Annotated in this window: 24 protein-coding genes; 11 read left to right on the forward strand and 13 right to left on the reverse strand. The window is 71.3% G+C overall.

The genetic code is table 11. The annotated features are described in order from the left end of the window. Positions 1-8: 8 nt before the first annotated feature. On the forward strand, positions 9-1,079 hold the full coding sequence (locus ACZ7L6_RS09660; protein ID WP_471921619.1) for an adenosine deaminase: 1,071 nt from the start codon (positions 9-11) through the stop codon (positions 1,077-1,079). Positions 1,080-1,092: 13 nt separating this feature from the next. Here the strand turns inward: ACZ7L6_RS09660 and ACZ7L6_RS09665 are convergent, their stop codons facing one another. Both ACZ7L6_RS09665 and ACZ7L6_RS09670 read right to left on the reverse strand, forming a co-directional pair. After that, positions 1,093-1,602 (reverse strand): mycothiol transferase, encoded by a 510-nt coding sequence (locus ACZ7L6_RS09665; protein WP_471921621.1) that lies wholly within the window; start codon positions 1,600-1,602, stop codon positions 1,093-1,095. Between the two features lie 47 nt (positions 1,603-1,649). Then, the gene (locus tag ACZ7L6_RS09670; RefSeq protein WP_471921623.1) at positions 1,650-2,537 is read right to left on the reverse strand and encodes a LysR family transcriptional regulator; all 888 of its coding nucleotides are present in this window, start codon (positions 2,535-2,537) and stop codon (positions 1,650-1,652) included. 137 nt (positions 2,538-2,674) lie between these two features. Here ACZ7L6_RS09670 and mgrA point away from each other — a divergent pair, with 137 nt between their 5' ends. Further along, a complete protein-coding gene (mgrA, locus tag ACZ7L6_RS09675) occupies positions 2,675-3,670 on the forward strand; it encodes an L-glyceraldehyde 3-phosphate reductase (protein ID WP_471921625.1) in 996 nt (331 codons plus the stop codon). A 47-nt stretch (positions 3,671-3,717) separates the two neighbouring features. Here mgrA and ACZ7L6_RS09680 read toward each other — a convergent pair whose 3' ends face one another. After that, positions 3,718-4,005 (reverse strand): DUF1905 domain-containing protein, encoded by a 288-nt coding sequence (locus tag ACZ7L6_RS09680; RefSeq protein ID WP_471921627.1) that lies wholly within the window; start codon positions 4,003-4,005, stop codon positions 3,718-3,720. Positions 4,006-4,089: 84 nt separating this feature from the next. Then, entirely contained in the window at positions 4,090-4,473 is a 384-nt protein-coding gene (locus ACZ7L6_RS09685) for a nuclear transport factor 2 family protein (RefSeq protein ID WP_471921629.1), read from the reverse strand. Positions 4,474-4,812: 339 nt separating this feature from the next. Between ACZ7L6_RS09685 and ACZ7L6_RS09690 the strand changes: the two genes are divergently transcribed. From ACZ7L6_RS09690 to ACZ7L6_RS09705, 4 genes are all read left to right on the forward strand, one after another. Further along, positions 4,813-5,223: a hypothetical protein gene (locus ACZ7L6_RS09690; RefSeq protein ID WP_471921631.1), complete on the forward strand. Its 411-nt coding sequence runs from the start codon at positions 4,813-4,815 to the stop codon at positions 5,221-5,223. Positions 5,224-5,295: 72 nt separating this feature from the next. Next, positions 5,296-7,653 carry an FHA domain-containing protein gene (locus tag ACZ7L6_RS09695; RefSeq protein WP_471921633.1) on the forward strand — a complete coding sequence of 786 codons (2,358 nt, stop codon included), beginning with the start codon at positions 5,296-5,298 and terminating at the stop codon, positions 7,651-7,653. 10 nt (positions 7,654-7,663) lie between these two features. Continuing rightward, the gene (locus ACZ7L6_RS09700; protein ID WP_471921635.1) at positions 7,664-8,257 is read left to right on the forward strand and encodes an SH3 domain-containing protein; all 594 of its coding nucleotides are present in this window, start codon (positions 7,664-7,666) and stop codon (positions 8,255-8,257) included. Further along, a complete protein-coding gene (locus tag ACZ7L6_RS09705; protein ID WP_471921637.1) occupies positions 8,247-9,245 on the forward strand; it encodes a serine/threonine-protein kinase in 999 nt (332 codons plus the stop codon). The genes ACZ7L6_RS09700 and ACZ7L6_RS09705 overlap by 11 nt, the downstream gene beginning before the upstream one ends. Positions 9,246-9,257: 12 nt before the next feature. Here ACZ7L6_RS09705 and ACZ7L6_RS09710 read toward each other — a convergent pair whose 3' ends face one another. Next, a complete protein-coding gene (locus ACZ7L6_RS09710) occupies positions 9,258-10,544 on the reverse strand; it encodes a streptophobe family protein (protein ID WP_471921639.1) in 1,287 nt (428 codons plus the stop codon). A gap of 164 nt (positions 10,545-10,708) precedes the next feature. On the opposite strand from ACZ7L6_RS09710, the gene ACZ7L6_RS09715 reads away from it, so the two are divergent. The 3 genes from ACZ7L6_RS09715 (at position 10,709) to ACZ7L6_RS09725 (ending at position 13,019) form a co-directional block, all read left to right on the forward strand. Continuing rightward, entirely contained in the window at positions 10,709-11,911 is a 1,203-nt protein-coding gene (locus tag ACZ7L6_RS09715; RefSeq protein ID WP_471921641.1) for a DUF6777 domain-containing protein, read from the forward strand. A 98-nt stretch (positions 11,912-12,009) separates the two neighbouring features. Beyond that, positions 12,010-12,465, forward strand: a complete 456-nt coding sequence (locus tag ACZ7L6_RS09720; RefSeq protein WP_471921643.1) for an ATP-binding protein — start codon at positions 12,010-12,012, stop codon at positions 12,463-12,465. Between the two features lie 71 nt (positions 12,466-12,536). Beyond that, the gene (locus ACZ7L6_RS09725; RefSeq protein WP_471921645.1) at positions 12,537-13,019 is read left to right on the forward strand and encodes a helix-turn-helix domain-containing protein; all 483 of its coding nucleotides are present in this window, start codon (positions 12,537-12,539) and stop codon (positions 13,017-13,019) included. A 15-nt stretch (positions 13,020-13,034) separates the two neighbouring features. Here the strand turns inward: ACZ7L6_RS09725 and ACZ7L6_RS09730 are convergent, their stop codons facing one another. From ACZ7L6_RS09730 to ACZ7L6_RS09740, 3 genes are all read right to left on the reverse strand, one after another. Beyond that, positions 13,035-13,637, reverse strand: a complete 603-nt coding sequence (locus tag ACZ7L6_RS09730; RefSeq protein ID WP_471921647.1) for a ClpP family protease — start codon at positions 13,635-13,637, stop codon at positions 13,035-13,037. Position 13,638: 1 nt separating this feature from the next. Continuing rightward, positions 13,639-14,277: a ClpP family protease gene (locus ACZ7L6_RS09735; protein WP_471921649.1), complete on the reverse strand. Its 639-nt coding sequence runs from the start codon at positions 14,275-14,277 to the stop codon at positions 13,639-13,641. Between the two features lie 111 nt (positions 14,278-14,388). Beyond that, positions 14,389-15,600, reverse strand: a complete 1,212-nt coding sequence (locus ACZ7L6_RS09740) for an epoxide hydrolase family protein (RefSeq protein WP_471921651.1) — start codon at positions 15,598-15,600, stop codon at positions 14,389-14,391. 123 nt (positions 15,601-15,723) lie between these two features. On the opposite strand from ACZ7L6_RS09740, the gene ACZ7L6_RS09745 reads away from it, so the two are divergent. Beyond that, on the forward strand, positions 15,724-16,206 hold the full coding sequence (locus ACZ7L6_RS09745) for a VOC family protein (protein WP_471921653.1): 483 nt from the start codon (positions 15,724-15,726) through the stop codon (positions 16,204-16,206). A gap of 8 nt (positions 16,207-16,214) precedes the next feature. Here the strand turns inward: ACZ7L6_RS09745 and ACZ7L6_RS09750 are convergent, their stop codons facing one another. The 5 genes from ACZ7L6_RS09750 to ACZ7L6_RS09770 all read right to left on the reverse strand — a co-directional run bounded on the left by ACZ7L6_RS09750 (position 16,215) and on the right by ACZ7L6_RS09770 (position 21,883). Further along, positions 16,215-17,123, reverse strand: a complete 909-nt coding sequence (locus tag ACZ7L6_RS09750; RefSeq protein ID WP_471921655.1) for an SGNH/GDSL hydrolase family protein — start codon at positions 17,121-17,123, stop codon at positions 16,215-16,217. A 118-nt stretch (positions 17,124-17,241) separates the two neighbouring features. Next, a complete protein-coding gene (locus ACZ7L6_RS09755) occupies positions 17,242-18,120 on the reverse strand; it encodes a geranyl diphosphate 2-C-methyltransferase (protein WP_471921829.1) in 879 nt (292 codons plus the stop codon). A 50-nt stretch (positions 18,121-18,170) separates the two neighbouring features. Further along, positions 18,171-19,226 (reverse strand): family 2 encapsulin nanocompartment cargo protein terpene cyclase, encoded by a 1,056-nt coding sequence (locus tag ACZ7L6_RS09760; protein ID WP_471921657.1) that lies wholly within the window; start codon positions 19,224-19,226, stop codon positions 18,171-18,173. Positions 19,227-19,242: 16 nt separating this feature from the next. Continuing rightward, complete coding sequence (locus ACZ7L6_RS09765; RefSeq protein ID WP_471921659.1) at positions 19,243-20,685, reverse strand: family 2B encapsulin nanocompartment shell protein; 1,443 nt, start codon at positions 20,683-20,685, stop codon at positions 19,243-19,245. A gap of 190 nt (positions 20,686-20,875) precedes the next feature. Next, entirely contained in the window at positions 20,876-21,883 is a 1,008-nt protein-coding gene (locus ACZ7L6_RS09770) for a zinc-binding alcohol dehydrogenase family protein (protein ID WP_471921831.1), read from the reverse strand. Positions 21,884-22,033: 150 nt separating this feature from the next. Between ACZ7L6_RS09770 and ACZ7L6_RS09775 the strand changes: the two genes are divergently transcribed. After that, positions 22,034-22,834: a VOC family protein gene (locus ACZ7L6_RS09775; protein WP_471921662.1), complete on the forward strand. Its 801-nt coding sequence runs from the start codon at positions 22,034-22,036 to the stop codon at positions 22,832-22,834. The last annotated feature ends 30 nt before the right edge of the window (positions 22,835-22,864 follow it).

Genomic DNA, 22,864 nt, shown 5'->3' on the forward strand with positions numbered 1-22,864 from the left:
ACCACACCATGACTGCTACGCGCGTAGATGACGCCCTGATCCGCCGCCTCCCCAAGGCCGTCCTGCACGACCACCTCGACGGCGGCCTGCGCCCCGCCACCGTCATCGAGCTCGCGGACGCGGTCGGCCACACCCTGCCCACCACCGACCCCGACGAGCTCGCCACCTGGTACTTCGAGGCCGCGAACTCCGGCGACCTGGTGCGCTACATCGCCACGTTCGAGCACACCCTCGCCGTGATGCAGACCCGCGAGGGCCTGCTGCGCACCGCCGAGGAGTACGTCCTGGACCTGGCCGCGGACGGCGTCGTCTACGGCGAGGTGCGCTACGCCCCCGAGCTGAACACCAGGGGCGGGCTGACGATGGGCGAGGTCGTGGAGACCGTCCAGGAGGGCCTCGCCGCCGGTATGGCCAAGGCGGCCGCCGCCGGGACGCCCGTCCGGGTCGGCACCCTGCTGTGCGGCATGCGGATGTTCGACCGCGTCCGCGAGGCCGCCGACCTCGCCGTCGCCTTCCGTGACGCCGGCGTCGTCGGCTTCGACATCGCCGGTGCCGAGGACGGCTTCCCGCCCGCCGACCACCTCGACGCCTTCGAGCACCTTCGCCGCGAGAGCGTCCCGTTCACCATCCACGCCGGCGAGGCGCACGGCCTGCCCAGCATCCACCAGGCGCTCCAGGTGTGCGGCGCCCAGCGCATAGGCCACGGCGTGCGCCTCACCGAGGACATCGTGGACGGCAAGCTCGGCCGCCTGGCCGGCTGGGTCCGTGACCGTCGTATCGCCCTGGAGATGTGCCCGACGTCCAACCTTCAGACCGGCGCTGCCACCTCGATCGCCGAGCACCCGGTCACCGCGCTGAAGGACCTCGGCTTCCGCGTCACCCTCAACACCGACAACCGTCTGGTGTCGGGGACGACGATGACGCGCGAGATGTCGCTGCTGGTGGAGCAGGCCGACTGGACGGTCGAGGACCTGCGCACGGTCACCGTGAACGCCCTCAAGAGCGCGTTCATCCCGTTCGACGAGCGCAAGGCCCTCATCGAGGACGTCGTGCTGCCGGGTTACGCGGCCGCGCTCTGAAGCGGCCCGGGGGCTACGAGTTCTGCAGGAGCCCTCGCACATAGGCGGCCTGTCCGACGTGCTGCAGATCGTCGGACAGGACGCTGACCAGCCGCACGCCCAGACTGACCGGCGGATCCCAGCGCTCGTCCACGATGCGCTCCAGATCCTTGGCGGCCACCTCCCGCAGCGCGCCGAGGGTCTGGGCGTGCACGGCGTCGTAGTAGCGGGTCAGCAGGTCGCCCGAGTCGACCCGCACCTTGGCGACCTTCGCGGCGGTGTGACCGTAGCCGGTGTCGTGGCGCGGCAGGTCGAGCCCGAAGGTCTTCTGGAAGTCCTGGGTGAGCCAGACCTGGTCGAGATCGAAGGCGTCGGCGATGTGGTCGTCCTGGACGCGGGTGAGGTGCCAGACCAGCCAGGCGATGGAGTTGGCGCCGGCGGACGGGCGGGCGTGCAGGTCGTCGGGGTCGAGGCCCTCGACGGCGGCGTGGACTTCTTCCTGGATACGGCTGAATCCGTCGATGAGGATGTCCTTGGCATGCATGGCTCCACCATCGCGCACCCGTGCGTCCCGCGCCTTCTGTTCGCGCCTCACGCGCCTTCCGTTTCCAGCAGGGTCATCAGCGCCCGGGCCGCCGGGCTGGTGGCCTGCGCGGGCGGCAGCAGGGCGACCGTCTGGTAGACGGTCTCGCCGGTGCCCTTCACCGGCAGGGCGGTCAGTGACCGCCGCTTCTCCCGGAAGTGGCGCGGTACGACCGCGATGCCCAGGTTCTCGTCCACCAGGTCCAGGAGGCTGTGCACGTCGTTCACCTCCAGGGCGACCGACCGCCGTACGCCCGCCGCGGCGAACACGGCGTCCGTCGTGCGGCGCGGCCCCCAGTCCGGGTGGAAGTCGACGAAGACCTCCCCGCCCAGTTCCTCCGGAGTGACCGCGGCGCCGGCGGCCGCGAGCGGGTGGCTCGGATGGCACAGGACGGTCATCGGCTCGCCGGTCAGCGGCACGGCCCGCAGCTGGTCGGTGTCCTCCTCGGCAGTGCGCACGGCGAAGGCCAGGTCAAGGCGGCCGGCCGCGACCTCCTCGGCGAGTGCGCCCGCACCCGCCTGCCGCAGGCAGATCTCCACGTCCGGATGCCGGCGCCGGAAGGCCGCGAGCAGCCCCGCCACATGCACCCCGGCGATGCACTGCTCCGATCCGAGCGCCAGCATCCCGCGCAGCACGCCCTGCACCGCTGCCACCGCCTCATGGGCAGCCCGCACCTGCGCCAGGATCCGCTCCGCCTCGCACAGCAGGGCACGGCCGGCCGGGGTCAAGGTCACCCGGCGGGTCGTCCGCACGAACAGCGGGGTCTGCAACTCCCGTTCCAGTGCCCGGATCGATGCCGACAGGCCCGACTGGGACACCATGAGGCGCTCGGCCGCCCGGGTGAAGTGCTGGTCCTCGGCGACCGCCACGAAGTGCTGGAGATGGCGCAGTTCCATGATTGAGCAGCGTAACCGCTGAATCCCATCGGATTTACCTGTTGGACCACTGCCCGCAGGTCACGGGAGAGTGGATGCCGACTGGATTACCGGCTCTTCGGAGCCGTCCCCCGTCTGCCAACCCCTCTGGAGTCGCGTTGTACACCGCACACACCGACCGCTACGCGGACATGCCCTACCGGCGCACCGGACGCAGCGGCCTCAAGCTCCCTGCGATCTCGCTCGGCCTGTGGCACAACTTCGGCCCGGCGGACCGCACGGTCCAGACCCAGCGGGCCATCCTGCGCCGCGCCTTCGACCTCGGTGTCACCCACTTCGACCTCGCCAACAACTACGGCCCGCCGCCCGGGGCCGCCGAGACGGCGTTCGGCGAGGCACTGCGGACGGACCTCGCGCCGTACCGGGACGAGATGATCATCTCCACCAAGGCCGGCTATCTGATGTGGCCCGGCCCGTACGGCGAGTGGGGCTCGCGCAAGTACCTGCTGTCCTCGCTCGACCAGAGCCTGAAGCGGATGGGCCTGGAGTACGTCGACATCTTCTACTCGCACCGCCCCGACCCGGAGACTCCGCTGCAGGAGACGATGGGCGCGCTGCACTCGGCGGTTCAGCAGGGCAAGGCGCTGTACGTCGGCATCTCCAACTACTCGGCCGAGCAGACCCGCGAAGCCGCCCGCATCCTCGGCGAGCTGGGCACCCCGCTCCTCATCCACCAGCCGCGCTACTCGATGCTCGACCGCCGCCCCGAGGACGAGGGTCTCCTCGACGCCCTGGACGAGCTCCAGGTCGGCTCCATCGTCTTCTCCCCGCTGGAGCAGGGCGTGCTGACCGGCCGCTACCTCGACGGCATCCCTGAGGACTCGCGGGCCGCCAGCGACAGCCCGTTCCTGAACTCGGACGCGCTCACATCGGAGCTGGTGGGCAAGCTGCGCGAGCTCAACGACATCGCCAAGTCCCGCGGTCAGACCCTGGCCCAGCTGGCCCTGGCCTGGGTCCTGCGGGGCGGCCGGGTGACCTCCGCGCTGGTCGGCGCGAGCAGCGCGCAGCAGATCGAGGACAGCGTCGCCGCTGCTCGCAACCTGGACTTCGACGCGGAGGAGCTGGCCCGGATTGACGCGGTGATCAAGGGCTGAGCGGTTCGGTCACGGTGATCAAGGGCTGAGCCGTTCCGTCGCGGTGATCAAGGGCTGAGCCGTTCCGTCAGGTGAACGGTCACCCGGTCGCCCTCCTGCTTCCCGATGGCCTTGCGTACATCGGCCCTGACGGGGAGCTTGTGGGTGCCGTCTCCGAGGGCCATGAACGAACTCTGGAACGGATGTCCGTCGACGGTCCCGCGGATCTTGACCAGTCCGCGGGTCCCGAAGAAGTCGGCGGACTCCGGCCAGACGACATAGGTCCAGCCGCCCTTGCTCGGGCTCTTGCGCAGGACGGCGGTGAATTCCGCGTCCACTTTTCCGCTGGGGGTCATGGTGTTCTCCGTTCGCGGCGGTCTTTTCCCGGCCTCTCCCGGCCTTCACTGGTCAAGACCGCCGCACGGCGCGGAATTCATCGCTCACGTCCCGGCGGGCACCCGGTCCAGAAATCCGAGGACGGAGATGATCCGCCCCTCGGCGTCCAGGGTGATCACATCGGACCCCGCCACCGGCGCCGCCCCGTCGGTCTCGCTCACCAGCTCCCAGGAGAAGCGTGCCGTGTCGTGGTGGCCGTCGACGGAGCCGGTGAGGCGGAAGACGAAGCCGGGGAACTGCGCGTGCGCGGCCGCGACGACGGCCACGATCCCCTCGTGTCCGCGCACGTCGGACAGGGGATCGGTGTAGCTGCCGAGCGGGGCCCATGCGGTGGCGACCGCCCGGGACAGGGCGTCGGGTTCGCGGGCGTTCCAGGCCTCGAAGTAGCGGGCAACGGCGATCTCGTAACGGTCGGTGGACGCGGGCATGGTCGATCAGCCTCCGATGAGGTCGGCACTGGCGGCGGGAACCGGATCCCGGTCGCGGTGACCCGGTGACCGCAACGATGCCCGCACTCGCCGGGAAGTTCGATTACCCGTGGGGTAATGAAAAGCGGCGTTGACGTGTCCCCGTCGCGTTTCGGCCAACATGGGCTGTGAATATGCCAGGAGACTGGCCGGAAAGTCGTGGTGACAGTGTTTCAGTAGTGAACATACTCACTACGAGGGAGCCTCACATGGGGCGACGGCGCCCTTACACACCGCTCACGAGCCGCATGGAAAGCGAGGCCCGCCGGCAGGCGAACACGGCAACGCGGGGGAGGCTACGTGCACGACGAGTTCCTGTGCCATGTCACCGCATACGGAGTCTGCGGAGGCCGGCGCATCGGTGTACCCCTGGGAACCTACCGGGCGCCCACCCTGGCCCTGGCCCTGTGGTGGTTACGCGACCGTGCCTCCTGGATCGCCGAGCGATTAGACCCGCAACCCGACGCCGAGCACTTCCCGCCGGGCGCGCTCGTCCCGGTCGCCGACACCCTGCTCGACGTACCGGCCGTGCTGCGCGCCTGGTGCGGCGACGTCGGCCAACAGGACCTGGTCGCCGACGAGTTGGCGGCCGGGCACCTGGTGCGGATCGCCGTGAGCGACGACACCACCGAGTACGAGCTGCTCGCCGAGTCGGTGGACGCGCTGCGCATGCAGCGGACCATCCCGGCGCTGGTCGTACCCGTCGCCTGACCCGCTGTCGCGAGGTCTCCCGGCCCTGGGCGCAGGCAGGCGCATACATGGACAGATCGATAGAATCCTGGCATGGCGGAGCGACCGGTCGCACCGACTGCGCCCGTACTCGTCGTGGAGACCGAGTCGGGCTCCACCGTGATGACCCCGGGCCGTGACTACCACGTCGGACGCGACCCGCTCAGCGACATCGTCATCGACGACGCCCGCGTCTCCTGGCACCACGCCGTGCTGCGCCCCGAGGCCGACCACTGGACCCTCGAGGACGAGAACAGCACGAACGGCACCTACACCGAAGGCCACCGCGTCCACGCCTGGGACGTCGGCCCCGGCACCGTGATCCGCTTCGGCAACCCCTCCGACGGCCCCCGCGCGGTGCTGCTCGACAACCGGCCCGCCCCGGCGGCCGCGCCCGAGCGCCCCTCGGCCGTCTCGGCCGTTTCGATGCCGGGCCTGACCGGCACCTTCCGCCGGCCCACCACCGTCCACCCGCTGCCCGCCCGAACCGTCCGCATCGGCCGCGCCGCCGACAACGACCTGGTCATCGACGACCTGATCGTCTCCCGCCACCACGCCGAACTGCGCGCCCTGCCCGACGGGACGTACGAGATCGCCGACCTGGGCAGCCACAACGGCACCTACCTCAACGGCAGCCGGGTCACCGGCGCACCGGTCGGCCCCGGCGACATCGTCGGCATCGGCCACTCCGCGTTCTGCCTGGTCGGGGACCAGCTGCAGGAGTACGTCGACACCGGTGAGATCTCCCTGGAGGTGCAGGACCTCGCGGTCGCCGTCGACCACGGCCGCAAGACCCTGCTCGACCACGTCTCCTTCCCGGTGGGGGAGAAGTGCCTGCTCGCCGTCGTCGGCCCGAGCGGCGCCGGCAAGTCCACGCTCCTGAACGCCCTGACCGGACAGCGCCCCGCCGATCACGGCACGGTCCTCTACGACGGCCGCGACCTCTACCGCGACTACGCCGAGCTGCGTCAGCGCATCGGCCTGGTCCCGCAGGACGACATCCTGCACGCCCAACTCACCGTCCGCAGCGCCCTGTCCTACGCCGCCGAGCTGCGCTTCCCCCAGGACACCGCCAAGGCCGAGCGCCGGGCCCGGGTCGACGAGGTGATCCGCGAACTGGGCCTCGAGCAGCGCGCCGGGCAGCCCGTGCACAGCCTGTCGGGCGGGCAGCGCAAGCGGGTGAGCGTCGCCCTGGAGCTGCTGACCAAGCCGTCGCTGCTGTTCCTCGACGAACCGACCTCCGGGCTCGACCCCGGCATGGACCGCTCGGTGATGCACATGCTGCGCGGCCTGGCCGACGACGGCCGCACCGTCATCGTCGTCACCCACAGCGTGCTGAGCCTCGACGTCTGCGACCGGCTCCTCGTCCTCGCGCCCGGCGGCCGGATCGCCTACTACGGCACACCCCAGGAGGCCCTGCTCTTCTTCGGCTTCGGGAACTGGCCGGAGGCCTTCGAGGCCTTCGAACGCGATCAGGACCGGGACTGGGCGGGCGACTACCGGACCTCGCTCTTCCACCAGCAGTACATCACCGACGCGACCGGACAGCCCCGGCAGCACCGCACCGGCCCGGTCGTCATCGCCCCGCCGGCCCGGCCGCGCAGCCGCGGCGCCCAGCTCGGCACGCTGATCCGCCGCTACGCCACCGCGCTCGGCGCCGACCGCACCTTCCTCGCGATCATGATCGCCCTGCCGTTCGTGATGGGCGCCATGGCCCGCGCCCTGGCGGGCAGCAAGCTGACCCAGGAGACGGCGATGAACGCGCTGCTGATCCTGTGCGTCGGCGGCGTCCTCACCGGCGCGGCGAACGCCGTGCGCGAGCTCGTCAAGGAGCGTGTTATCTATCAGCGGGAGCGGGCCGTCGGCCTGTCCAGATCGGCGTACCTGATGTCCAAGGTGGTGGTCCTGGGGACGATCACCGTGCTCCAGGCGATCGTGCTGACCCTGGTCGCGCTGCTCGGCGTCGATCTCAACGCCCCCGGTGGCGAAGGCGTGTTGATGCCGCCCCTTGTCGAAATCACCGTCGCCGTGGCATTGCTGGCCTTCACGGCGATGATGCTCGGCCTGGTCGTCTCCGCGCTGGTGCGCAAGGAGGAGGTGACGATGCCGCTGCTGGTGCTGCTCGCCATCGTCCAGGTCGTCTTCTGCGGCGCCCTGCTCAAGCTGCACGGCGTGCCCGGCCTGGAGCAGTTGTCCTGGCTAGTGCCCTCGCGGTGGGCGCTCGGCGCGATGGCCGGCACCGTCGGGCTGTCCCGGATCGTGCCCGGCGACCTCGCCGACGATCCGCTGTTCGAGCACTCGGCCGGCGTGTGGCTGCTCAACGTGGCCATGCTGGTCGTGCTCTCCGTGGCCTTCGGCTACCTCGTCTCCCGGCTGCTGCGCCGGCACGAACCCGTCGTGATGCGGAAGTAGGCGCCCGTCCATGGCTTCCCCCGGTTTCCGGCCCACCCACGTCGTCCCCCGGCAGGGCATGCCCGCCTGGGAGGCGCCCGACCCGGCCCGGCCGACCGTGCCTCTCGACCCGTTCCTGCCGGTCCAGCTCGTCGAACGGCGCGGCGACTGGGGGCACATCCGGTGCGCCAACGGCTGGTCGGCCTGGGTCGACGGCCGCTTCCTGGTCGCCGTACCCCAGGACCCGCCCACCGCCGACGGCGGCCCGCTCACCCGCACCGCCGATCCGCGCCCGCTGCTCGCCCGCGTCGAGCGGGTGCTGGCCGGTTACCGGTCCGCGGTCGAGGACCTGGCGGCCGGCGGACTGGACGGCGAGACCTTCCGCGTCCGCACGTCGGGGCTGCGGATCGGGGTGGTCGTCGACGGGGAGTCCGTGTGGCTGTACGACGCCGAGCACGCGCGGTGGGTCTACGCGGACGGCGCGCGGCTGAGCACCTACGCCACGGACGACGGCCCCCGCACCACCGAAGACGCGGGCTCCCGCGCCGCGGAGGACCGCGGCCCCCGCGCGACCGCGGCCCCCGACCACGCCCCGACCCAGGTCGTGACCCCCGATGGCCCGTGACACCAGCCTCTTCTCGGGCCGGCCCTCCGAGCTGATCGGCCGGCAGGTCGCGGGCTACCGGATCGAGCGCGAGATCGGCCGGGGCGGCATGGCCGTGGTCTACCGGGCGCGGGACCTGCGCCTGGAACGCACCGTCGCGCTGAAGCTCCTCGCCCCCGAACTAGCCCGGAACGACACCTTCCGCCGCCGCTTCACCCACGAGTCCCGGGCGGCCGCCGCGATCGACCACCCGCACATCGTGCCGGTCTTCGAGGCGGGCGAGACGGACGGCGTCCTGTACATCGCCATGCGCTACGTCTCCGGCAGCGATCTGCGCCATCTCCTCGACCGCCAGGCACCGCTGCCGCCCACGAGGGCCCTGCGCATCGGGGCACAGGTCGCCTCCGCCCTCGACGCGGCGCACGAGCACGGGCTGGTCCACCGGGACGTGAAACCCGGCAACATCCTCGTCGCCCGCGGCACCGACAGCGACCACCCCGAGCACGTCTACCTCACCGACTTCGGCCTGACGAAGAAGTCGCTGTCCCTGACCGGCTTCACGACCGTCGGCCAGTTCGTCGGCACGCTCGACTACGTGGCCCCCGAGCAGATCTCGGGCAAGCCGGTCGACGCGCGCTGCGACGTCTACGGCTTCGCCTGCGTGATCTACGAGTGCCTCGCGGGCCACCCGCCGTTCCGCCGGGACGACGACATGGCCCTGCTTTGGGCCCACCAGTACGACGAGCCGCCGCCCCTGACCGAGGCGCGCCCGGACCTCGCCCCGCCCGTGGACGCCGTGTTCGCCAGGGCCCTGGCCAAGAGCCCCGACGACCGCCAGGCCTCCTGCCTCGCCTTCGTCGCCGAGTTGCGCGCCGCCGTGGCCGGGGGTGCGGCGGCCGGGCATGCGCCCACAGAGGTGGACCTCAGGGTCGTAGGAGTCCCGAAGGAGCCCGCGCAGGCCCCGCCGAAACCGCCACCCCGCTGGGCCGGGCCGGTCTTCCCCCGGTGAACGCCGGCCCGCTCACCCTTCCGGACGTGACGTGACCTCGCCCCGGTGCCGTACCCGCCGCGCGAGCAGCCCGCCGAGGAACCCGGCGACCAGCCCCCACAGCAGCGCCAGGCCGATCGCGGACCACGCCTCGGGCCTCAGGAACAGCTCGCCGCCCAGATCCCCGCCCAGGTCGCCGATGCCGAGCACCGACAGGCCGTAGTGCGCCGAGATCCGACCGACGAGGCAGATCATCAGCACCGTGAGCGCGAGCGCGACCGCCAGGTGCACGGCGTGCTGCCAGGCGCGCATCCGCGCCGGTGAACGCCTCGCCATCACGAAAGCGGCGGTCAGCAGCAGTACCGCGTCCACGACGACCAGCCACCACACCCGGCCGTCGTGCTCGGCGAGCGTGCCCAGATTCAGCTCGGCGGTCTCCCGGCCGCGCAGCACCTCGTCGAGCACATGCGGCATGGGCAGCCCGAACGGCCCCTCCACCCGGCCGTCCCAGGTCGCGCCGAGGCCGATCGTGAGGGCGAGCCACACCAGGTTCGGCAGGCCGAGCAGGATCACCGCGAGCGTCTCGGCCGCATGTCCGCGGGTCGCCGCGACGACCAGGCCGATGACGACACCCAGTCCGACCCAGGCGAGCAGCAGCGCCACCATCGCGTACGCGGCCGGCCGCACCGACTCCTGGAAGCGCAGCAGCCGGCCCGGAAGCGGAGCCCCGCGCGAGACCAGCAGGGCCAGCACCAGCACGCCCGCCAGCCACAGCAGGCCGAAGAACAGTGTCGCGGGGACGTCGGTGGTGAAACCGACCTGCGGCGAGATGCCGAGCAGGTCGCCGAGGTCGCCGAGCGCGTCCCGTCCGAGGTCGCCGAGGGAGAGCGAGAAGGTCTGGCGGGCGGCGAAGGACAGCGCCAGGAGGCCGATCAGCCAGAGTACGGCGATCCTGGCCGCCCACCCGGCCAGCTCCGCGGCCCCGGCGACCGCCCGGTGCCGCAGCGGCCGCAGGAAACCGGCGGCCAGGACGAGGGCGCCGACGAGCGTCACCGACAGCGGGATCACGGTCAGCCCGGCATCGGACTCGGCCAGTCCTCCGGCGTTCCCCGACAGCTCGATCGTGCCGCCGACCGCGGTGACCACGGTGGCCGCCACGACCCTCGGGAAGGCGCCGTCCGGGAGCTCCGCGGCCCCGGCGGCCCACAGCCCCAGCGCGGCCACCACGCCCATCGAGACCAGGCCGGCCAGCACCGCTGCGACGGCCTGAACCCAGCCATGACGGGCCACGGCCGGTCGAGAGGCTGTCAGCACGCTCACTCTGCCCACGCTAAGCAGCGCCCCTCGGACGCGCCCGCCGGGAGGTCCGTCCGCGTCGGCTTGCGGGCGGCGCGGGACCCGGGCACAGAATGGATCAACGCAGAAAGTGATAAAAGCGGCAAATCTCTCTCAAGTAACCAGTACTTCGTAGGGAAGAAGGCTTCGTGAGCGTCGAACCTCCGTCGTCCGGCCGCCCCACAGGACCGCCCTCGGGCCCCCTGTCGGGCCCCTCCCAGCCGCCCTCCGGCCCGCCCTCGCAGCCCCCGGGCAGCGGCGGCGGGGGAGCACCCGGCCCCGAACCCCACCACCCCTGGTGGAGGTCGGTGCCCCGCCTCGCGGCGCTGACCGCCGTGGTGGTGGCCGCGGTGATCGTCGCCGTCGTCCTGTCGCGCGGCGGTGGTGGCGGCACAGCCCAGGGCGGCGAGGTCTTCCTCCAGGCGGCCGGCAAGACGGGCCCCGACCCGTTCACCGAGTCCACGGCGAAGGACAGCTCCGCCCCGCCCGTCACCCCGTCCGCGGCCACCGAGTCGGCGCCGTCCAACGCCGTCCGCGGGGTCGACGGCGGCGCGGCCGGCCTGTACGGCGGCACCCGCAACGTCGCCGCCTGCGACGTCGAGAAGCAGATCGACTATCTCCGCACGGCCCCGGAGAAGAACAGGGCGTTCGCGTCGGTCGCCCGCGTCGACTCTTCCGACGTCCCCACCTATCTGCGCTCGCTCACCCCCGTCCAGCTGCGCATGGACACCCGCGTCACCAACCACGGCTACCGCGACGGCGCGGCCACCGCCTACCAGGCCGTCCTCCAAGCCGGCACCGCCGTCCTCGTCGACGCCCGCGGAGTGCCCCGGGTGCGCTGCGCCTGCGGCAACCCGCTGACGCCGCCGGTCGCCCTGCAGGGCACACCGAAGCGGACGGGTGACTCCTGGCCGTCGTACCGCTCCTCGAACGTCGTGGTGGTCTCGCCCTCGACGACGGTCATCAACGTCTTCGTCATCTTCGACCCCGACCGCGACGAGTGGATCTCCCGGCACCGCGGCGACGACGGCGACAAGGACAAGAAGACCCACCCGCCGGTGAAGCCCTCCCCGTCGGTCAGCGTGTCGACGCCCAAGCCGCCCACCTCACCCAGCTCGCCCTCCACATGCGTCCCGCTGCCCGACGACGCCACGGAGACGGCCGCCGGTTTGGTGTCACCCTGCCCGCCCACGTCGACCGCCCCGTCCTCGCCGTCGTCGAGCCCGGAGACGTCCACTACGGAGCCGGAGTCGCCCGCGACGACGACCTCCGAGCCGCCGCCGGACGAGGACACGACCACGACGTCACAGTCGGCGTCCACCGCGAGCGCGTCGGGGTCGCCGCCGCTGTGACGTACGGCGCCACCTGCGCGGTGACTGCGCGGCTCTGCTCTGGGTACGAGGACTGGTGCAGTAGTGTCCGGCCAGTCCGGCTTCCGAGAGAGAAACGCATGATCGAGCACGTGGACGGGGCAGTGATTCCAACTGGTTTCGACGTGCCCGTGGAACCGCTCAGGCGGGCGGCGCACTACAGCGGTGAAGCGGGATGCATCGCCGAGGCGCGGTCCTTCGCCGCGCTGTTCCTCGGCCGGCTCAGGACCGAGTGGTGCGCCACCATCGGCGAGTCCGCCCAGGACAAGGTGCTCCTGGTCGTCAGCGAGCTGGTCACCAACGCCGACCGGCACAGCAACGGCCCGTACATCCTGGACCTGGAGGGCACGGACGACGCGGTGACGGTCTGCGTGTACGACAGCAGCTCCGCCCTGCCCCGCCGCTTCCCCAGGGATCCGGAGCGGGTCGGCAGGCACGGTCTGGAGATAGTGCACGCGCTGGCGACGGAGGTCGCCGTGGAACGGGTGCCGGTCGGCAAGCGGGTTCGTGCGGTGCTGCGGCTGAGCGACGAGTGACGGGCGCGATTTCCCCCAGGGCAGAACGCTGCCCCCCTTCCCCGGGCGCCCCTCGCTTCTAGGCTGGGCGGGTGAGCGAACAAGCGACGAACGAAGCCCGCGTCATCCCCCTGCGAGCGCCGTCAGTGCGCCGGGGAACGACCCGCCCCGCGTCCGAACGCCCTGCCACCGCGGCACCCCCGACCCCGCCCGCCGCCAAGCCCTCCGCCGCGCCCCGGCCACCCGAGCCCACCGCACCCGCGCCCAAAGAGCCCCTGTGGCGCGACCTGGTCGGCGACGTCCTGCGCCGTGAGCGCCTCGCCCAGGAGCGAACCCTCAAGGACGTGGCCGACGCGGCCCGCATCTCCATGCCCTACCTCTCGGAGGTCGAGCGCGGCCGCAAGGAGGCCTCCTCGGAGGTCCTCGCGGCCGCCGCCCACGCCCTCGGGCTCGGCCTCGGCGACCTGCTGTCGCTGGCACAGGGCGAGTTGGTCCGGCTCAGCGGCCGCCGGGTGCCCAACAGCAGCCGTGGCAGGGCCGGTTCGTCGTACGACGGGCTGTGCCTGGCGGCGTGAGGCCGCGCCGGCGCCTCAGACCCGCACGAGGCGCCGGCTCACCACCTCGTCCGCCAAGCCGTACTCCACGGCCTCCTGCGCGGTGAACACCTTGTCGCGGTCCATGTCCGCGCGCAGCGTCGCGATGTCGTGGTGCGTGTGCCGGGCCAGCACCTCCTCGACCTGCGAGCGGATCCGGACCATCTCCTTGGCCTGCAGGGCGAGGTCGGAGATCGCACCCCGGCTGCCGCCGGTGGCGGGCTGACCCAGTAGCACGCGCGCGTGCTCCAGCACGAACCGCCGCCCCGGATCCCCGCCGGCCAGCAGCACGGCGGCCGTGGACGCCGCCTGCCCCACGCAGAACGTGGAGATCGGCGCCTGCACGTACGTCATGGTGTCGTAGATCGCCATGAGCGAAGTGAACGATCCGCCGGGGGAGTTGATGTAGATCGCGATCTCGTTCTCCGGTGCCGTCGACTCCAGATGGAGGAGCTGCGCGATGACGACGTTGGCGACGCCGTCGTCGATCTCGGTGCCGAGGAAGATGATCCGCTCGGACAGCAGGCGGCTGAAGACGTCGGAGGAGCGCTCGCCGTGCGCGGTCCGCTCGACGACGTACGGAATCGTGTAGTTCCCCATGTCACAGCCCCATCCGTCGCTTGGAGGCGGCCGGGCGGACGTCCGCGAGGGACTCCAGGACCCGGTCCACCATGCCGTACTCCCTGGCCTCCTCGGCCGTGAACCAGCGGTCGCGGTCGCCGTCCCGGGCGATGGTCTCCGGGGTCTGGCCCGTGTTCTCGGCGAGGAGCCGCTCCATGGTCCGCTTGCTGTGCTCCAGGTTCTCCGCCTGGATCTCGATGTCGGCGGTGGTGCCGCCGATGCCCGCCGACCCCTGGTGCATCATGATCCGCGCGTTCGGCAGGGCGTACCGCTTGCCGGGCGTGCCGCCGCAGAGCAGGAACTGGCCCATGCTCGCCGCGAAGCCCATGGCGAGCGTCGAGACGTCGTTCGGGATCAGCCGCATCGTGTCGTAGATGGCCAGACCCGCGTACACCGACCCGCCGGGGCTGTTGATGTACAGGCTGATGTCGGTGCGCGGGTCCTCCGCCGACAGCAGGAGCAGTTGGGCGCAGACCCGGTTGGCGGAGGCCTCGGTGACTTCCGTGCCCAGGAACACGATGCGCTGTCCGAGCAGTTGGGCGGCGAGATGGTCGTCGAGCCGGGTGGGCGGTGCGTCGCCCTCCTCGGCGCGGGGGGTGAGCGTGGAAAATGGAGTCATCGGTTCTCCTCGTGGTGGCGGGAACTGCCGTCGACTCCACTCTTGACCTCGGACGAGGCCGGAATGCGGTTTCTCTGCCCGCGGCAGATTCGCTGCGGGCAGAGCGGGCGTTCAGCCCTTCTCGCGCAGCTGCCGGAAGAAGGCGCGTACGTCGTCCACGAGCAGGTCGGGCTCCTCCATGGCGGCGAAGTGCCCACCCCGGTCGAGCTCCGTCCAGCGGACGATGTTCTCCGTCCGCTCCGCCTTGTGGCGCAGCGGGATCTGCGGGTCGCCGGGGAAGGAGGCCACCGCGGTCGGGGCGGTCGAGGGCTCGTGCGGGGCGGCGACCCGATCACCCTGGGCGCGGGCGCGCTCGTAGTAGACCCGGGCGGACGAACCCGCCGTGCCCGTCAGCCAGTACAGCATCACGTTCGTCAGCATCAGGTCCCGGTCGACGGCCTCCTCGGGCAGGTGCTCTGAGTCGGTCCACTCCTGGAACTTCTCGACGATCCAGGCGAGTTGGCCGACCGGCGAGTCCGTGAGCGCGTACGAGAGGGTCTGCGGCCGGGTGGACTGCATGTGGAAATAACCCGTTCCGTCCCGGAACCACTGCGCCCACCGGCGCCACGAGGTGAGCGTCCGCTCCCGCTCGGCGGGGCTCAGCGCCTCCAGTTCCTCAGCGGTCGGCTCGGCGGCCGCCTGCGCGCCGGGCAGCAGATTGAGGTGGATGCCGATGACCCGGTCGGGGTGGACACGGCCCAGCTCGCGGGAGATGGCCGCACCCCAGTCGCCGCCCTGGGCGCCGAACCGCTCGTAGCCGAGGCGCGTCATCAGCTCGGCCCACGCGTCGGCGATCCGGCGTGCCTCCCAGCCGGTCTCGCGGGTGGGCCCGGAGAACCCGAAGCCGGGAATGCTCGGCAGGACCACGTGGAAGGCGTCGGCAGGGTCGCCGCCGTGCGCGGCCGGATCCGTCAACGGACCGACGACGTCCAGGAACTCGACGAACGACCCCGGCCAGCCGTGCGTGATGATCAGCGGGGTCGCGTCGGGCTCGGGTGAGCGGATGTGCGCGAAGTGCACGTGGGCGCCGTCGATCTCGGTCGTGAACTGCGGCCAGTCGTTCAGCCGCGCCTCCGCCGCCCGCCAGTCGTACTCGTGCCGCCAGTAGCGCACCAGCTCTCGCAGGTAGTCCGACGGAACGCCGTACGCCCATCCCACCCCCGGCAGCTCGTCGGGCCACCGCGTCCGGTCGAGGCGGTCGTGGAGGTCGTCGAGGTCGCTCTGCGGAATGTCGATGCGGAACGGGTGCACGCTGTTGCCGTTGTCGGCGGGCGAAGACGTCATGACCGCGATGCTAGGTCCGAACGGTGTAACGGCCACCTGGATTGTCGGCCACGCGACCGATGAGTTTCACGGCGAGGACCGGTCGATACAGATGACAGCGCATCCACGCTCCAGGAGGTACTCATGGCATCCGACGGTTTCACCACGTGTCTCTGGTTCGACGGCCAGGCCGAGGAGGCCGCCCACTTCTACGTCTCGGTCTTCAAGAACTCCAGCATCGGCAAGGTCGCCCGCTACCCCGAGGGCGCGATGCAGCCCGCCGGCAGCGTCATGACGGTCGAGTTCACGGCCAACGGCCACAGGTTCCTCGGGCTCAACGGCGGACCCCAGTTCAAGTTCACCGAGGCGGTCTCCTTCATGATCTTCTGCGCGAACCAGGAGGAGATCGACTACTACTGGACCAAGCTCACCGAGAACGGCGGCGAGCCCGGCCCGTGCGGCTGGCTCAAGGACCAGTACGGCGTGTCCTGGCAGGTCGTCCCGGACCGGCTCGACGAGATGATCACCGACCCGGACCCGGCGAAGGCGGCCCGCGTGACCAAGGCGTTCATGGCGATGAGCAAGTTCGACATCGCCGCCCTGGACAAGGCCTACGCGGGGGAGTGAACCCTGCCCTACCGGTTCTCGCGGATCACGCGGGTGATCTCCCGGGCGACCCGCATGATCCCGGGGGAGCGGACCGGGCACGGCTTCGGCGTCGAGGTCGTGGGCGCCAGACAGAAGTGCAGGTAGTCGTCGTCGCGGTGCAGGGCGGTGCGGTCGCGGTCCGGCCGGGTGCAGTACTCGGCGTGTGCGTGCTCGTATGCCGTGCACGGCAGGTACTGGACCCAGCTGTGGCGGGCCCCGGGCGCACTCAGCACCTTGGCCGCGTCCGCGAGCAGGTCGCCCGAGGCGCCGGCCCGCAGCTCGTACAGGGCGTTGACGCGCCGGACCCGGTCGGGAGTGATCGGGTCCGGGCCCTGCAGCACCCAGACGATCCGGGCGTCCCCGGCCGCGGAGATCTGGTCGGTGAGCCGCTTCAGGTCGGCCTGGTACCGCCTGAAGTACTTGTCGGGGGAGGCGTCATGGGTGATGCCGTCCATGCAGGGCGTGTAACCCCACGCGTTCCCCCAGAACTGCAGCACCACGAAGTCCGGCCGCAGCCTGCGCACCAGCGCGGCCGCCTTGTCCGCGACCGGCACGAGGGACCGCTTGCCCGTGCCCTCCAGGTAGTCGCACAGGGTGGTTCCCGAATACGGGGCGCTCGTGTACGCCGCCCCCAGCTCGCGGCGCAGCTCCTGCCCGAGTACCTTCTGCGCCTCCATCGCGAGCGAGTCGCCCAGATACAGCACGCTCGGCGCCTGCGCGGAAACGCTCGGACTCCGCCCCTGAGCGCTCGGCGACGCGGGCGCCTGCTGCTGCGTGGTGGCCGACGCACCCGGCATCTCCGGAGGCGGCCCGGCCTCCGGCTCCGACGCGGGATCCCCGCACGCGCCGAGCAGCACGGCGGCCAGCAGCACCCCGACGAGCCACGGCTTGCGCATACGGCAACTCCCGCCCCGGACACCGAAAACGGCTCCCCAGGCAAGCACAGCCCGGCCCAGGGCGGAAGACCCGCGTCGGCCACGGAACGTCCGTGGCCGACGCGGGACCGGCCGTCGCTCAGACGCGGTCCGCCGCGATCAGCAGGTACTGGAAGCTGCCGTTGCGGTAGGCGGTCAGGAACGTGTCCTCGATGCCCGTCACCAGGTGGTCGGCCTCGCGGCGCAGCTCCCAGTAGGGGATGGTCGCCTCGGTCAGGTCCTGCACATGGACCGGCACGAGCCGGTTGCGGGCCATGGCGCGGAAGTACGCCGAGCGCGGGTGGATGTCGCAGATGTAGTGGGCGTTGATGAGGGACACCTCGCGGGAGGCGCGTCCGTAGGTGTCGTTGTAGCAGCCGGTGATGGTGACGTAGCGGCCGCCGCGGCGCAGCAGCCGGGCGTGCTCGGCGAACAGCAGGTCGAGCTCGACGTACATGGTGGACTCGTTGTTCCACGAGGCCGCGAACGTCCCGGACGGCAGCCCGGTGTCGAGCATGTTGCGGCAGTGGTAGCGCACCCGGTCGTCGATGCCCCGTTTGCGGGCCTGCTCGTTCGCGAACTCGGCCTGCTTGGCGGAGAGGGTGACCCCGTCGGCCTGGCAGCCGTAGCGCAGATGGGCCACGACACTGCCGCCCCCGCGTCCGCAGCCGGCGTCGAAGACCCGGTCGTCGGATGTCAGCGGGCCGAGCCGGTCGGCGAGCAGTTCCGCCTGGGCGTGTTCGAGCCGGTGCAGTTCGGCGGTGATGCGCTCCCGGCGCCGGACGGGGTCGGGTTCGTCGAGCACGGAGCGGTCGGCGTCGCCGATGCCGTAATGGTGGTGGTACAGGTCGTCGATCTTTCCGAGTTCGAGGTTGACCGGGTTCTCCTCGGCGTTCCAGTAGTCCGCGACGCGGGTCTGGTACGTGGACTGGGACGGCACCGGGACGGTCTTGGTGCCGGCTTCGGGGGCGATGGTCAACGGTGACTCCTCGTGCTGGTTGCTGTGACGCTCTGTCATGCGGTCGCGCTTTACCAGTAGTTGGGCAGGTGGTAGCGGTGGGTGTTGGTCGCGTGCCACTCGTGGTTGCCTGCCACCCAGTCGGACAGGCCTCGCGCGTAGCGCTCCACGAGGGGCGAGGTGGCGGACAGCAGCGCGGACTCCTCCTCGAAGGCCTCCATGATCCGGTTGTGGATCTCGACGGCCTTCAGATAGGCGGCCTTCAGCCCGCAGCGCTCGTTCGCGGCGATGACCTGCGGCAGGTTGAGATGCGTGGGGTCGCTCGCCAGCTCCTTGGTGAAGGAGTACAGGTCGTTGACGATCGTGGTCGCGTTGCAGGCGAGCGCCGTGATCCGCTGGATCTCCGGGCGGGCGTAGAGCGCCTCGGGCAGTTCGTAGCCGTCCACGGCGTCCACGATCGACAGACAGGGACGGAAGTTGTTGAACTGCCGCATCACCAGGTACTCCCAGACCCGCGGCACGTACCGGGTCTCGGCCCAGGCCGCCTCGGCGAGGTAGCCCAGGTGCAGCCGGGCGATGTCGTGGACGAAGCGGTCGGTCTGGCTCGGTGTGGCGAAGGCGGCGTAGTCCTGGAGGGCGAAGTGGTACGAGCGCAGCGGACCGTCGGCGCGCACGCCGTGGCGCCACTCCTCCTCCAGCTCGGGAATGCCGTGGTAGGGGTCGAGCGCCGACTGGGCCATGATCAGACGGCCGCCGAGGCCCCGGCGCGCTCCGCCCCGGCCCTCGTCCTCCTCGCAGTAGCAGGAGTCGACGACGTTCTCGGCGAGCAGCAACTCGCCGGCGGCGGTCAGCCGGTCCGGATCGAGCGCCTCCGGGTGCTGGAGCACCACGGCCCGGCCGAACTGGAACCCCGAGAAGTCGCCCTTCCACGCCTCGGGGAACAGATCGAGGCGGCGGGCCCAGGCCTCCAGCCTGCGGTCGACCTCCGCGGCCTTGACGGGGTCGGCGGGGGCGACCTGCCGGTACCGGAGCCCGGGGATCGCCCCGCCGCGCCGGGTGCGCAGCGTGCTCGCGATGTTCGGTGGCCCCGGCAGCGCGAAGTCGGAGGTGGGGGAGGACGTGCTCATCGGGTGCTCCACACGGTCACTCGGCCGTCCGGCCGATCTGGGCGTTCTCGAGGATTCCGACCGCGTCGGGGACGAGGATCGCCAGCGAGTAGTAGGCGGTGACGAGGTAGCGGATGATCGAGTTGGTGTCGATGCCCATGAACCGCACGTTCAGACCGGGCTGGTACTCCTCCGGGATCCCGGTCTGGTACAGCCCGATGGCGCCCTGGTCGCCCTCCCCGGTGCGCAGCGCGATGATGCTGCTGGTGTGCTCCCGGCTGATCGGGATCTTGTTGCAGGGGAAGATCGGGACACCGCGCCAGGCGGGGATCTCGTGCCCCTCCACGCTCGCCGTGCCGGGCACCAGGCCGCGCCGGTTGCACTGCCGGAAGAACGCCGCGATCGCCTTCGGATGGGCGATGAACAGCTTGGTCTTGCGGCGCATCGACAGCAGCTCGTCCATGTCGTCCGGGGTCGGCGGCCCGGTGAAGGTGCTGATGCGCTGCCCGTAGTCGGCGTTGTGCAGCAGCCCGAACTCCCGGTTGTTGACCAGCTCCCACTCCTGGCGTTCGCGGATCTCCTCGATGGTCAGGCGGAGTTGCTGCTCCGTCTGGTCCATCGGGTTGTTGTAGAGGTCGGCGACCCGGGTGTGCACGCGCAGCACGGTCTGGGTCAGGGACAACTCGTACTCGCGCGGGGCGAGGTCGTAGTCGACGTAGCCGCCGTTGATCGTCGGCTCGCCGACATGGCCCGCCTGCACCGGCACGTCGGCCTCGCCCTTGCGGTTCATGGGCAGGCTCTGCCGCGCGGCGTAGGCCTCCAGGTGCGCGGCGAGGGACGGCACCCGCTCGGTGAACTCGTCGACCACGGCCCAGGGGAGCACGAGCAGCACGCCGGCCGTCTCCGCCCGCACCGAGCTCAGCCACAGAGGATCGGGGTGGCCGATGGCCTCGTCGCCCATCTGGTCGCCGTCGGTGACGACCCCGACGATCTCCTCCTCGCCGTACTTGCCTTCCGTGAAGCGGGTGAAGCGGCCGTGCACGACGAGGTAGGCCTCCGTGACCGGCTGCCCGGCCTCGACGAGGACCTGGCCGGCCCGGACCTCCCGGACCCGGAAGCGGGTGGAGACCTCCCGCAACACGTCCATGTCGGCGTAGCCGCGCAGGACCGGAAGCTCGGTGAGGGTCTCGGGGATGACCTTGATGTCGTCGGCGCCGTTCTGGTCGAACTGCACCCGGCCCCGGCCGACGCGCAGCTGCAGACGGCGGTTGACCCGGTAGGTGCCGCCCTTCACGTCCACCCAGGGCAGCATCCGCAGCAGCCAGCGCGAGCTGATGGCCTGCATCTGGGGTTCGGACTTGGTGGTCGTGGCGAGCTGCCGGGCCGCCTGGGTGCTGAGACTGGTGAGCTGACCGTCGGACTGTGGATCGGGAGCTGGTTCTTCGATGGCGGGACCGGTGGCGCTGTCCGGTGTGGACACATTCCCTCCCGGGAGGTGAGCGGGCTGGCCGTGCGCGCGTCCTAGCCAAACAGCCGCTGTGACAGCCTGATCAGGGCGTGAAAGGGGCGGCTTCAGACCCTGGAGGTGCAAACCTGCCGTGTGAGGCAGTGGACGCACCCTGAGTGACCTTGCTCCCCTCCCGTGCTCCCGCACGCCCGAGTGGCCGCGCTCAGAACAGGTCGTTCACCAGCACCGCCGCCCCGTCGAACCGGCCCGCCTTCAGATCCCGCAGCGCCTCGTCGGCCCGCGACAGCGGATAGGTGTGCGTCGTGGCGTGTACGGCGTGCTGGGCGGCGAGCGCCAGGAACTCACGGCCGTCCTCGCGCGTGTTGGAGGTGACGCTGCGCAGCTGCTTCTCGTAGAAGAGCTCGCTCTCGTAGCGCAGCGCCGGGACGTCGCTGAGGTGGATGCCCGCGACGGCCAGCGTGCCGCCACGGTCGAGGGCCCGCAGCGCCACCGGGACCAGATCGCCGGCCGGCGCGAACAGGATCGCGCTGTCCAGCGGCTCCGGCGGCATCTCGTACGCATCGCGGGCCGAGGCGGCACCCAGGCCGAGCGCGAGCTCGCGGGCGGCCGCGCCCCGCGTCAGCACGTGCACGGTGGCGCCCTCGGCGATCGCCACCTGCGCGCACAGATGGGCGCTGCCCCCGAAGCCGTACAGCCCGAGCCGCCCGCCCGGAGGCAGCGCCGCCCGCCGCAGCGCGCGATAGCCGATGATCCCGGCGCAGAGCAGCGGGGCGAGGGTCACGTCGTCGAGGTCACCCGGCAGCCGGTAGGCGTACGCCGCCTGTACGGTCGTGTACTGCGCGTATCCGCCGTCGGCGTCCCAGCCCGTGTACCGCGAGGCCGGGCACAGGTTCTCGTCCCCGCGCGCACAGTAGGCGCAGGTGCCGTCGGTGCGCCGCAGCCAGGCCACCCCCACCCGCTCCCCGACGGCGAAGCCGCGCACGGCCGCCCCGAATCCGGCCACCACGCCGACGACCTCGTGCCCCGGTGTCACAGCCGGCCGGTGCACCGGAAGATCGCCCTCCGTGACATGCAGATCCGTACGGCACACCCCGCACGCCCGCACCCCCACCAGCAGTTCGTCGTCTCCCGGCACCGGAACCGGCTTCCCGACCAGCCGCAGGGACCCCGCCTCGACCGGCCCCGGCTCGACCACCGACCACGCGCGCATCGACCTGTCCGCCATCCCGAGCCCCGTCCTTCGACCGGCCGCCGTATGCCCCAGTCTGGAACGGAAGCGAGCATTCGGCGCGCGACGGTACTGCCGGGTGGCTAGCGTAAGAATCCGGACAACTCACCGAGCCGGGAGAGGGCCGCAACCATGGCCGTGAAACCTGAGGGAACCCCCATCTGGGCCGACGCGATGTTCAGCGACGTGGAGGGAGCCAAGAGCTTCTACGGCGACGTCCTCGGCTGGACCTTCGGCGAGGCGTCGTCGGAGTACGGCAACTACACCCAGGCCTACGCGAACGGCAAGGCCGCCGCCGCGGTCGTCCCGCCCATGCCGGGCCAGGAGGGCCAGTCGCAGTGGTGCCTGTACTTCGCCACCTCCGACGTCGCCGCCACCGCCGCGAAGATCCGTGACAACGGCGGCGAGATCCTGATGGAACCGATGGCGGTCGGCGAGTTCGGCAGCATGTGCCTGGCCCGCGAGCCCAGCGGTGCCGTCTTCGGCCTCTGGCAGGCGGGCACCCACGAGGGCTTCGAGGCGCCGATGGACCAGCCGGGCGGGTTCTGCTGGGCCGAGGTCTTCACCCGCGACCGGCAGAAGACGGACACCTTCTTCCCGGCCGTCTTCGGGTACGGCGCGAAGCAGATGGAGGACGACGCGATCGACTTCCGGCTCTTCACGCTCGGAGACGACATGGCGCTCGGCCGTATGCAGATGACGGACGAGTTCCCGCCCGAGGTCCCCTCCTACATCAACGTGTACTTCACGGTCGACAACTGCGACGACGCTGTGGCCAAGGCCACCAAGCAGGGCGCCGTGCTCCGCTTCGGGCCGATGAGCTCGCCGTTCGGCCGGTTCGCGGCGCTCACCGATCCGCAGGGCGCGAACTTCTCGGTGATCGACGTCACCACGACCGAGGGGGAGATGCCGAAGACCACCGACGTCTCCTGATCCTCGACGGCACCTGCGGCCGGGCGGCCC

Source organism: Streptomyces sp. NPDC107522 (assembly GCF_055657525.1).